The sequence below is a fragment of the Cylindrospermopsis sp. CR12 genome (genome assembly GCF_001432185.1).
GTDB classification, from domain to species: Bacteria; Cyanobacteriota; Cyanobacteriia; order Cyanobacteriales; family Nostocaceae; genus Raphidiopsis; species Raphidiopsis raciborskii.
Genome location: NZ_LMVE01000033.1, coordinates 1 through 11,539 on the forward strand (window position 1 = coordinate 1; position 11,539 = coordinate 11,539).

An 11,539-nucleotide genomic window follows, 5' to 3' on the forward strand; every position below is an offset into this window, starting at 1 on the left:
AACTTAAAATGGTTGTACAATCCTATTAACCCATAGATTTGTATATAAAAGATGAACAATAAGAAAAAATTAAGTTTTTTGTGGTCAAAGGGAAAAATGGGAAAAATTCTGTAGCGATATAATTTAGGAGATAGGAGGAATAGCGATCGCTGGCGAAAAGGAGAAATTAGGATGAATGCTACCAACTATGATGAGGATATTGTCGCTTGGGCAAATCAACAGGCTAAATTTATACGCAGTCGCCAATTTCACTTGCTTGACCTGGAGCATATTGCGGAGGAAATAGAGGATGTGGGTAAGAGCGAACAAAGCGATCGCAGTTTTATTGCTGCGCCACAAATTTTTTTGTTGTGGAAGTTGTTGAATAATTAGAATAATTATTACTCTCTCATAGTACCATATAATTAACCCATATAAGGGAAAAAAATATGAGTCAGCCTGTTTTGCAATACATCGCTACTAAAAACTACAAGAATCTCTATTTACCAGATCCAGTCGAGTTCAATAATTTAAACATTTTACTTGGTGCTAATGGTTCAGGTAAAAGTAATTATATTAACTCTTTAAAATTCCTTAGAGACTGTTTATATCCAACGAAGTATGCTCTGGAAATAAATGGTTTTGAGGATGCGGTCAATAAAATCGGAGGTGCTGGGATTTTAGACAATACCATAGAAGACCCAGCTAGTGTTTACTTTGTTTATTGTTTTGCAGGATTATCCTCCGATTCTACGTCAAAAAACCACATCCTGGAATTGAGTCTTTTAGTGAACCGAAAGGAAGATAGAAAACAAGCAGTAGTTATTGATCAAGAATCATTAAAAGTGGGAGACAAAGTCATAATAGATTTTCCACATCTTTATCTTTATGAACCTGCTAGTAATGTAATTGAAGATGCAAGAAAACTCCTTGATTTTGTTTCACAGTGGCAGTTTTATAATGCCAATAGTTTTGACTTAGAAAAAATTAAAACCTCAGAGACCAAAATAACAAGTCCAGACAAGTACGTATCAGCATCAGGGGATAATCTAGCCTTAGTTTTTGAAAACTTAATCAGGGAAGACATATTTTTTGAAGAAACCATCAATAAAGCCATGACATTAGTTTTACCTAGAACATATCGTATTCGTTGTGTTCGTTCTCAAGAGTTATCATTGGTCATGGAATGGTATTCGTTGGATACAAAGAAACCTTTATGTTTAAAGGAACTATCTGATGGAACCATAAGAATGTTATGTTGGGCGATTATACTACATTCACCTGTGTTACCATCTTTACTGGTTATTGATGAACCAGAATTAGGTTTGCACGTTGCGTGGATGAGAATTTTGTCCGAGTGGATTAAAATGGCTGCCCATAAAACTCAGATCATAATTGCTACCCACAGTCCCGATCTTTTAGATCATTTTACTGACTGTTTAGAGAAGGTTTATTGTTTTGATTCCTATGGTAAAAGTCATTTTTCGATCAAAAAACTTACCCAAGAAATGCTTGCTGATAAATTAGAAGAAGGATGGCAATTAGGTGACTTATATCGAGTTGGCGATCCAACTATTGGAGGGTGGCCATGGTAGTTTGGGTTTTTGCTGGTGGTGGGGAGACAGAAGTTCAATCACTGATCCCGTTTCTTGAGAAGAACTTTAATTGTAAATTTCAACGCAAAACACCCGCAAGGCGTAAACCTGGTCCCAAACCAGGTGTTAAAACGACAGCTTATGGTAGAACGGGTCAAGGACTAATTAATCAAATAAGTCAAGAATTGCCGATCGCTCTAAAAAATGAACCTAAAGTATGTAGTTTAATCTTAGTATTTGATGATTTAGATTGTCGAGATCCCACTGAGGAAAAAGAAAAATTTTTAGATGCAATATCAAAATTTCCTGAATGTGCTGATATACCAAGGATTGTTGGTTTTGCAGCGCCAGAAATAGAGTCCTGGATTATTGGAGACTGGCATAGCACTATGGCTAAGCATAAGGATTTTAGGGCTAAAAGTGATGCAATCCTTTGGCGTTTAAGCCATAAAATGAAGGAAATGGGTTTTTCCTTTGATGCTCCAGAGTCTTTTAGTAAATATGACTCCCAAAGAAATTGTTGTGAAGACAAACTATCAGAATTGTTAATGGAGTGTAGCCAAGAATCAAGTGTATTATTTCGCAAAGGTTATCATACCCCTTCACTATTACTAGAAATACAACCTAGTCAGCTGATGGGAAAATGTCCCCTATTCAGAAGATTTTATACAGATCTCCAGAGTTTTTGTAAATAGTAAAAATAGATTTGACTAAGTGGGTGGGTGGAATTAAATATAAGATGAACTTAGGTTGGGTTGAAGTATGAAACCCAACGCCACGGGTCTCGTTACTCGACCAATCCTACAAATAATTGTGCCTCCCTACTTAGTATTTAGATTCAAAAGTATCAATTTCAATGGATATCACCACATCAAAGCCAGCAGAATTCCCAGAGAAAGTCCACCTGCTCCGGAAAATAAATCCATGGCAATTGGTCTTTTTTTGTCTTTCCTTGTTTCTCGAGATATTCCACAAGACCGCATTCATCTGGCTTATCTATATTGCCATGTGCAGAAATCATAGCGATCGCCTAGAGTCATATTACCCCGAGCGATCGCCACTAAGAACCCTAATCTATACCTTCAATGCGGTTTTCCACCTCCTGATACAACTCTCGTAACCTATCTAAATTTTCCTCGCTGGTTTCCCAATAACCACGACCATTGACCTCCAATAGGGTAGAAACTATCTTGCGGAAAGAGTGAGGATTCAAGTTGAGTAGACGTTTTTGCATTTCCTCATCCTTAATAAACGTCTCATTAGTTTCCTCATAAACCCAGTTATCCACAGCGCCAGCAGTTGCACTCCAACCAGTGGTATTTACTAACCGTTTAGAAAGCTCCCGCACTCCTTCATAACCGTGAGATAACATTCCCTCATACCATTTAGGATTGAGCAGTTTTGTCCGCGCATCTAAACGCACGGTCTCCGATAAACTTCTCACTTGTGCATTCGCAGTGGTTGTGTCAGCAATATAGGATGCTGGTTTCTTTCCATCTCCCCGCAGACTAGCTACCAACTTGGTGGGATCGGAGTCAAAATAATGAGAAACGTCAGTCAAGCTGATTTCTGAAGAGTCCAGATTTTGAAAAGTTGCATCAGCAGTTTTCAGGGTGTTTTCAAATAACTGACGAGATTCATCCATCACTCCTGGATTGTCAGAATTGAAAGAGAAGGATTTGCGCTTCAAATACATTTCTTGTAATTCTGCTTCACTATCCCAAGTGCTATTCTCCACTGCTAAGTTAATATTCGAGGAATAGGAACCGGAAGCGTTAGAAAACACCCGAGTCGCAGCTTGACGTAGGTTTATACCCATTTCTTGGGCTTGTTGTAGAGCATGTTTCCTTACATAGTTCATCTCCAGGGGTTCATCAGCTTCAGCGGCCATTTTTACCCCTTGGTCAAGCAGGTTCATTTGGTTGATGAACAAATCTCGAAATACTCCAGAACAGTTAATAACCACATCTATCCTGGGTCTCCCCAATTCTTCCAGGGGAATCAATTCTAATTTGTTCACCCTCCCCAAGGAATCGGGAATGGGTCTTACCCCCACCATCCACATGATTTGCGCCAGGGATTCTCCGTAGGTTTTAATATTATCCGTACCCCACAGCACACAAGCGATGGTTTCTGGCCATTGACCATTATTTTCCGCTTTATTCCTCTCCAACAATCTATCCACTACAATTTTGGCTGACTGCACAGCTGCGGTTGTGGGGATGGATTGTGGGTCTAGGGCGTGTATATTTTTACCCGTTGGCAATACGTCCGGATTGCGAATTGGATCCCCTCCCGGTCCCGGTAATATATATTCCCCTTCCAGTCCTTGTAATAAACCTCCTAATTCGTTATCTGCACACACTTGTTTGAGACAAAATTCTAAATACTCAAATAGGGGTTTGAGTGCGGATACATCTACTTTGGTGTAACCCAAGTTATGTAGGGACTCGACCCAGGGTTCTTTTTTACCCATGTTGAAGAAATTCAACTTAGAAACTAGAGAAACCCTACCTTCCGCATCTGTTTGTGCTTGTACTAAAGAACCCACAGCATCACGGGTAGCCATGGTAATATCCTGTAGTAACTGTACGTCACTCAAAATACCGCGATCGCTATTTTGGTAAATCTCTTCAATGTCCCTTCCTAAGCTTTGGGCAATGATCCGAGGTAAGCTGAGAATCTCTTCTTCTGTCCGATCCAAACTAGCAATATTAGCTAGGGTAGCAACAGCTTCTTGCGCGGTTGGTGGTTTACCAATCACATGTAAACCACAAGGTAGTAACCTAGATTCTATTTCCATTAACTTGCGGTAGACGATCCCCACCACATTATCCCTGTCTTCTGGGGAGAGATCCTTAGCATCGCTTTCGGGAAGGTCTATGTCCTTATCCAAGTTAACAATCCGACACTTGTCAATAATCGCGTTGACAATAGAAACTCCCCTTCCGCTGTCCTTCAAGGTTTGATAAGAAGCAATTAACTCACTCAGTTCCTTCAACCCCTTGTATAAACCAGCATTTTCTGCAGGTGGGGTCAAGTAAGAAATAGTTTCTGCATAACTGCGACGTTTGGCAATTGTGGCTTCACTGGGATTATTAGCTGCGTAATAATACAGATTAGGAATTGTGCCAATTAGTTGGTCAGGATAGCAATCTCCCGACATACCCATTTGTTTACCGGGCATAAACTCTAAGGAACCATGGGTACCAAAATGCAAAACCGCATCAGCACCCCAAATTCTTTCTAAGTAGGTATAGAAAGCGGCAAAACCATGGTGAGGACTAGCGGAACGGGAAAATAGTAAGCGCATTGGGTCACCTTCATAACCAAAGGTAGGTTGGACACCAATAAAAACATTACCGAACTCTTTACCGTAAATTAATAAGTTTTGTCCATCACTATTTAAATGTCCTGGTGGTGGTCCCCAGTTTTCTTCTAGACGTTCCGAATAAGGTGTGAGGGTCTCATATTCTGACACAGACATTTTATAAGCAATATTCAGTTCGGGACTGGCATACTGTGCTTGTGCGTCATGAATCACTTGTTCCATCAGTTCCTTAGCAGTGTCAGGAACATTCTGTACGTCATATCCATTATTTCTCAATCCTTTGAGAACTTCATGAATAGAACCAAATACATCTAAATAAGCAGCAGTTCCCACGTTACCTTTGTCAGGGGGAAAGCTAAAAACCGTAATGGCAATCTTTTTATCCAATTTTGGTTTACGACGGAGACTAGCCCATTTTAAGGCACGTTGGGCAACTATTTCCACCCTATCCTGCAGTGCGATCGCCCTTCCTGTAGCACCATCTTTACCGGAGAGGATAATTGGTTCAATTGCACCATCCAATTCAGGTATGGCAATTTGTAGAGCTACTTGAATGGGATGTAAACCCAAATCACTATTTAACCATTCTTCCGTGGTTTGAAACACCAGGGGTAGAGCCACCATATAAGGACGGTTGAGCCGTTTTAATGCTTCTATGGCTTTGGGATGGTCTTGTCTTGCAGGTCCACCTACTAAAGCAAATCCAGTTAAGGATACCACCCCATCCACTAAGGGTCTTTGACTTGTGGGCTCATAGAAATAGGCATTCACAGGCTTAGAAAAGTCCAATCCTCCAGCAAACACCGGGAGAACCTTAGCACCTAAAGACTCTAATTCCTGGACTATGGCCACATAATGAGCATCATCCCCAGTAACCAGGTGAGTTCGCTGCAACACTAAACCCACACAGGGTGCTAGAGGGTCTTTTAAGGTTTTGGGAATATCTCTACGACTATTATACCAATTGAGATATTCTTTCACATCTTCAAACATGGTGGGAGCTAAAGGATGCCAAATCCCCATATCGGGATAAACTACGGGTGCTTGATATTCAGCTTTAGCCAGATTCGTTTTGTCTTCACCTTTCAAAACATATTTATCTGCCAACATCAGCAAAAAGTTTTCTAGATTTTCTGCTGAACCACCCAACCAGTATTGAAAACTTAGCATGAAATTTCTTGCATCCTGGGCTTTTTCCATGGGAAGAAATTTTAACACTTGGGGGAGGGTACGTAATAACTTGAGCATTCCATCTTGAAACCCCGCGCCAGATTTTTCCTTGCGCTTTTTCATGAAGTTGGCGATAACCCCTTTAGATTGTCCCAACTGTGCCAAGGAAAAACTACCCATTTTATTCAGGCGCATTACTTCGGGCATAGATGGAAAAACAACCGCTACATCGAAATTATCCCGGTGTGGTGCCACAGCAGTAACCAGTTTCTGTGCTAAATCTTCAATAAATATCAGAGAGGCGATGAATATATTAGCACTAGCTATATCACGTTTGAATTCTTCATAATTTTCTGGATTGCGCAGTTCTTCAATTAAATAGCCACTAATTTCAATCCCTATGGAGGGATGTTTGGCATTAATTTGCCTTACTGCTTGAGATAAGGAACTTTGATATTGAGACTCAAGGACAACATAAACGACCTTGATGAGAGTACGGTCCCCTAAATTATCAGGTTCAATATGTCTAATTGTGGATTTCACCTGGGTGAACATTTAGAAAAGCTCCTTTGATGCGTGTGGTCTGTTGGAAGTTCTTCTCTTCCATTTTCTTAGGCAATTAAGAGTTTTGTACCAGAAAACCCGGGTTGAGTGGGAGTTTTCCTCTGGAACTGAAACAAAATGATATAAAAAACGTAACCATTATTAGCAAATCTTAATGATTTAGCAAGACTTTTTCAAATTCCGACTCACTATTAATTTAGGGAGGCACAATTATTTTGTAGGGTGGGTCGAGTAACGAGACCCATGGGGGTGTTGGGTTTCATGCTTCAACCCAACCTACTTTCATTTTAGACCTCACCTAATTAAGTTAAATTATTTATAAGGAAGGTGCTGTTTGTATCATAATCACCACTTGACTGAAAAAAATCTGTTTGAGCATAAAGTAATTATTGCTACTGATGGCAATGTAATACTGTATCCTGATTTTTTCAGTGTGGAACAGTCTAACCAGTTGTTTTGCGAGTTATATGGTAATATTAAGTGGAAACAAGAAATTATTCATTTGTTTGGCAAAAAAATGCCCATTCCACGACTGACTGCATGGTATGGGGATGAGGGTAAATCCTATACCTACTCTGGAATAGAACAGCACCCAGAATCTTGGAATCCTACATTGAAGTTTATTAAATCTAAAATTGAGGAAATTGTACCAGTTAGGTTTAATAGTGTTTTAATAAATCTATATAGAGATGGTAAGGATAGTATGGGGTGGCACAGTGACGATGAACCAGAATTGGGTAAGAATCCTCTGATTGCTTCCCTTAGTTTTGGTGCAACTCGTCGGTTTTATTTACGACACAAATATGACAAGAGTCAAAAGACTGTTATTGACTTAGAAAATGGTAGTTTACTGTTAATGCAAGACCAGACACAGCACTTTTGGCAACATCAAGTTGGGAAAACAGCTAAAAAAGTTCAATCTAGAATCAACTTGACGTTTAGAATTGTTAATTGACATTAACCGTTAATGTATGGGGGGATTCACCCACCGTAAAGTTTTTTGTACTTTTTAGCCAGGGATCATTTTTGGTTGTTAGTATGCGGGTGCGGTCAATTAGATATCCTAACTTAAAACCTATTAAAACCTAACTGTTATGTTGATTATCAATCATTACTATATTGAATGGATTGAGGACTGGTGCACGGAAAATGGTTGGACTGATTTATTTGTAGAACGTCGTGGTAATTATTGGGCTTTTCCCCCAGGTTGTGTAATTCCAGAGCCCATTCCCATGGACACTTTGAAATTAATTAAACAGAAAAAGGGTGCTACCAATGAGGAAAGATTAATATCAGTTATTGCATTAGTTATTACTCTTCTGTGCATAAGTTGGGCATTTATTTGTGTATCCCCCATGCCCTTAGTTGTTGCTTTTGCTTTTGATGCAGTTACGGTTGCACAATTGGAAATAGAAGAGTAGAGGAGTTTTAATTATCACGGATGTGCAGCTGAATTCCCATTAGTTATTATTAGTTCTTTGCCAAAACTCAAATCTCTCTCCCAACTGTTCTATGGTTAAATTTTGAGTCCAGTATTCTATTAAAGAATAACCTAAAGACCAAGCACCTTGCTGGGGTGTGCCAGAATTTTCTACCAAGAAAGGCCAAAGGGATAATAAATCAAATTCGGTTGTTTTTCTTCCATCCTCTTGGAATGTATTAAGTAGTTTAAATAAATCATAAGACATTTGTAATTTACCAATTACCACAGGTAATTGTTCCACGGGAATTTTTTCCGCTAGAATATAAGCTAGAGCAGGTGAACCTGTAGATAAGGTAGCAACAAATTGCAAAATAGGGTTTTTTAATAAACTGGTAATTCCCTGGGTAGTTGTCATTTGAAAGCTGTAGTGATCAATAATTTTTGCCGATTGGGCAATCCGGATATCTAAGTTACGCAAAAAGCGGGATAATCTTAACTGCTTTGCTGGGTCTAGAACTGATAGCAGTCCACCAGACAATTCTTCTAAATTCCAACCACAACGTTTAGTTTTGGGGTCATCAGTCACCAATGGTAAAACTAAATGAGAGCTATTAATCAAGACTGGTTTGAATTTCTCTTCTCGGTATAATACCGCTTCTCTAATTGCCATTTCCTTGAGTTTATTTCCACTGCGCCAATTATAGGGAGGTTGCCATTCCCTAATTGGACGTAGTTTATCCACTTGAGTAACCACAGCAATAATTGGTAAGTCAGTCATTTGCTTTTGCATATCTTCCAAAAAATCTACATCCATCTGCAAAGCAGGATCCAGTGCAGGAGTTACTAATAAAAGTAAATCTGCTTTTTTTGCATAATCCATCACTAAGTTGCGAAAATCTTGACGGTTTACCTGTTCATAACCAGGAGTGTCACAAAGTTCGACTATTTCACCACTTTCTGTTTGCCAATTATAAGTTGTTATTTTATCCGTACTTGGCAAAACATCAACTTCAGCTATTTCACTGGCAAAAATGGTATTAATTACACTACTTTTTCCAGCACCATTACGCCCCGCAATCAAAATATTCAGAGGGGTTTTTTCTAGCTTTTCTGGTGGCTGAGCTTGCTGAATAATATCCCGCAAGGTTTGAGTTTTAGCTTCTGGTAATTCAGATACGATTAATTCCATTTTTACCCCACCATATAGAACAACTGCTTGTTGACATAAGTTCCTCAAGGTGGCTTCTCTTAATATTTGATTCAGATTAATTAATAATTCTTGTGTAGCCCTATTATTGAGATTATCAGTGGCTTTTTTGGCCATAGCTCCCACAGGATTTAAAAACAACTGGGCAATATCCCACACCTGAAAAAGTTTCTTGGCAGCAGGTTCTAATTGACGATAAACTTCATAGCTTTGATAAACTTGTCCCACACTAACTTGATTTAAAAACGGGGATAATTTTTGCATCCATTTATCCATATCATCCACCGTACCACGAATTAATCCATATACTTGGGGAATGTAAATACTTAACAAGGGATATTTCACTTCTGGGTTATATATATGGGCAATCCCCACTACTAAATCTTCACATCTTTGCCAGAAAGTTTGTAAGTCCTCCCAAATGGCAAGATCATTTTTACCATCATTTAGAACTTTTTGTAATATCCTTTCTACCTGCTCGCTTTTTTCTTTCTCTAAAGAGAAATTCACATCTTTCTCCTCACTCCATGCCAATTCTTCTTTAACCTGATCAAACACACTCTCAATTTGATTAATCATTGGTTTGGTCAATTTTACCAACAGCCAACGCCATCCAGTCAATATTAGTATAAATATACCCCAAATCCAATTTAACCCCCAACTGTTAATTTGTATCCCCGCCAATACAAGTATGAAAGCAATGATTAATACTATAGGCGAGATTAATACTAACCATTGCCAGGATTTTAAACGATTCATAAAAACCACTTATTGTTACTTATTGTCCCCATTTCCTCCCTCTATTTAATCACCATCTCCCTTACCAATATACTCATCACCTCTCCCGGGTTACTAGTTGGCATCAAATCACTCCAATCAGTTGCATGAGCATAACCAAGCACATGTAAATAATGAATCGTACTGATAACTGTCTTCTTCGATCCAATTAACAGGTGTTTTAATGGTTCCCTGCGATCGCCTTCTGGAACTATTTTAGTGCCAACTACTGTAGTGTCACTAACATTCCCGATAAAATTCCTGGTTTGTGCCATAATTTCATTACCTCTGAGTAAAGGGGTGTAAGGTGATCGGGCCCTTCCTGATCAGAAATCCAGATCACCTTACTTTTAAGTATAACAGCTAGTCAAATAAATATGCAAGGGGTTTATAGAAAAAAATTAATAAAATTTGTAAATCTTTTCGACTTGTCAAGCATAAGTGAAAAATGAAAAATTTTACACCTTACAATTACCCACGACAAAGCCAGTCGGTTTTTAACCTAGGAAGCTTTAAGACAATTAATTTCCTGTCTCCCCCACGGACAGTCTCCAGGTAGGGGTTAATTCAAACAATTATAGTTAATCCCATAGAGAGTGCTTCGCGATCGCCCTCTTGAATTAGAGATAAACTAGGATAAGATAATAAGCACATATTCATTAGTATGAACCCCAAAAATCTCCCCCTGGGGATCAACACCCTAGATAAACTACGCGGTAGCAACTGTATTTATGTGGACAAAACACCGCTTGCCCTCCAGTTAATAAAACAGCCTGGAGCCTTCTTTTTGTCTCGTCCCCGACGTTTTGGCAAAAGTCTGTTTATAGATACCCTCAAGGAGATTTTTGAGGGGAATCAGAAATTATTTGAGGGGCTTTATATCCATGACCAATGGGACTGGAGTAGAAAATTCCCAGTGATTAAAATAGACTTTGCTGGTGGGGTATTAAAAAACCGACAAGAGCTGGATCTGCGCATACTGGATATTTTACACGAAAACGCAGAGCATCTGGGTGTGTCCTATGAGTCAACTGATATACCGGGAAAATTGGGAACTTTGATTCGTAAGGCCATGGCAAAATATGGAGAACGTGCGGTGGTGCTAGTGGATGAATACGACAAACCCATCCTAGACAATATAGACAACCCACCTATTGCTGCTGAAATGAGAGAGGGGCTCAAGAATCTATACTCCGTTCTCAAGCAACAGGATGCCAACATCCAGTTCGTCTTCATGACTGGAGTCACCAAATTCTCCAAAGTCAGCCTTTTTAGCGGTTTAAACCAACTCACGGACATCACCATCAGTAGGGACTTTTCCACCATTTGTGGGTACACCCAGGAAGATTTGGAGCAAACCTTTACCCAGCCATTGCAAGGGGGAGACTGGGATAAACTGAGCCTCCGATATAATGGATACTCGTGGCGTGGCGATTCCGTTTATAACCCCTACGATATCTTACTGTTTATCCGTGAGGGAATGGAGTATGGCA

The 11,539-nt window shown here is 39.4% G+C and carries 10 protein-coding genes; 7 read left to right on the top strand and 3 right to left on the bottom strand.

All coding sequences use genetic code 11. From position 1 onward, the window contains the following. The first annotated feature begins 171 nt into the window (after window positions 1-171). The 4 genes from ASL19_RS04110 (at window position 172) to ASL19_RS04125 (ending at window position 2,597) form a co-directional block, all read left to right on the top strand. On the top strand, window positions 172-372 hold the full coding sequence (locus ASL19_RS04110) for a DUF29 family protein (protein ID WP_057177400.1): 201 nt from the start codon (window positions 172-174) through the stop codon (window positions 370-372). Window positions 373-428: 56 nt separating this feature from the next. After that, the gene (locus ASL19_RS04115) at window positions 429-1,574 is read left to right on the top strand and encodes an AAA family ATPase (RefSeq protein ID WP_057177401.1); all 1,146 of its coding nucleotides are present in this window, start codon (window positions 429-431) and stop codon (window positions 1,572-1,574) included. Continuing rightward, window positions 1,568-2,269: a hypothetical protein gene (locus ASL19_RS04120; protein WP_057177402.1), complete on the top strand. Its 702-nt coding sequence runs from the start codon at window positions 1,568-1,570 to the stop codon at window positions 2,267-2,269. The genes ASL19_RS04115 and ASL19_RS04120 overlap by 7 nt, the downstream gene beginning before the upstream one ends. A 67-nt stretch (window positions 2,270-2,336) precedes the next feature. Next, a complete protein-coding gene (locus ASL19_RS04125) occupies window positions 2,337-2,597 on the top strand; it encodes a hypothetical protein (RefSeq protein ID WP_057177403.1) in 261 nt (86 codons plus the stop codon). Window positions 2,598-2,643: 46 nt separating this feature from the next. Here the strand turns inward: ASL19_RS04125 and ASL19_RS04130 are convergent, their stop codons facing one another. Next, window positions 2,644-6,630, bottom strand: coding sequence for a magnesium chelatase subunit H (locus tag ASL19_RS04130; protein ID WP_057177404.1), 3,987 nt, complete (start codon window positions 6,628-6,630; stop codon window positions 2,644-2,646). A 343-nt stretch (window positions 6,631-6,973) separates the two neighbouring features. Here ASL19_RS04130 and ASL19_RS04135 point away from each other — a divergent pair, with 343 nt between their 5' ends. Beyond that, a complete protein-coding gene (locus ASL19_RS04135; RefSeq protein WP_057177405.1) occupies window positions 6,974-7,594 on the top strand; it encodes an alpha-ketoglutarate-dependent dioxygenase AlkB in 621 nt (206 codons plus the stop codon). Between the two features lie 139 nt (window positions 7,595-7,733). Further along, the gene (locus ASL19_RS04140; RefSeq protein WP_006277543.1) at window positions 7,734-8,060 is read left to right on the top strand and encodes a hypothetical protein; all 327 of its coding nucleotides are present in this window, start codon (window positions 7,734-7,736) and stop codon (window positions 8,058-8,060) included. Window positions 8,061-8,099: 39 nt separating this feature from the next. Here the strand turns inward: ASL19_RS04140 and ASL19_RS04145 are convergent, their stop codons facing one another. Together ASL19_RS04145 and ASL19_RS04150 are read right to left on the bottom strand one after the other, a co-directional pair. Further along, window positions 8,100-10,028, bottom strand: a complete 1,929-nt coding sequence (locus ASL19_RS04145) for a GTPase family protein (RefSeq protein WP_057177406.1) — start codon at window positions 10,026-10,028, stop codon at window positions 8,100-8,102. Between the two features lie 41 nt (window positions 10,029-10,069). Beyond that, on the bottom strand, window positions 10,070-10,321 hold the full coding sequence (locus tag ASL19_RS04150; protein ID WP_057177407.1) for a hypothetical protein: 252 nt from the start codon (window positions 10,319-10,321) through the stop codon (window positions 10,070-10,072). A 389-nt stretch (window positions 10,322-10,710) separates the two neighbouring features. Between ASL19_RS04150 and ASL19_RS04155 the strand changes: the two genes are divergently transcribed. Next, a partial coding sequence (locus ASL19_RS04155) for an AAA family ATPase (protein WP_152980399.1) occupies window positions 10,711-11,539 on the top strand: 829 nt, incomplete at its 3' end.

Coding starts and splice junctions, on each gene's coding strand:
- ASL19_RS04110 (WP_057177400.1), top strand. CDS start 172: ATGAATGCTACCAACTATGATGAGGATATTGTCGCTTGGGCAAATCAA.
- ASL19_RS04120 (WP_057177402.1), top strand. CDS start 1,568: ATGGTAGTTTGGGTTTTTGCTGGTGGTGGGGAGACAGAAGTTCAATCA.
- ASL19_RS04140 (WP_006277543.1), top strand. CDS start 7,734: ATGTTGATTATCAATCATTACTATATTGAATGGATTGAGGACTGGTGC.
- ASL19_RS04130 (WP_057177404.1), bottom strand. CDS start 6,630: ATGTTCACCCAGGTGAAATCCACAATTAGACATATTGAACCTGATAAT.
- ASL19_RS04115 (WP_057177401.1), top strand. CDS start 429: ATGAGTCAGCCTGTTTTGCAATACATCGCTACTAAAAACTACAAGAAT.
- ASL19_RS04145 (WP_057177406.1), bottom strand. CDS start 10,028: ATGAATCGTTTAAAATCCTGGCAATGGTTAGTATTAATCTCGCCTATA.
- ASL19_RS04125 (WP_057177403.1), top strand. CDS start 2,337: ATGAAACCCAACGCCACGGGTCTCGTTACTCGACCAATCCTACAAATA.
- ASL19_RS04150 (WP_057177407.1), bottom strand. CDS start 10,321: ATGGCACAAACCAGGAATTTTATCGGGAATGTTAGTGACACTACAGTA.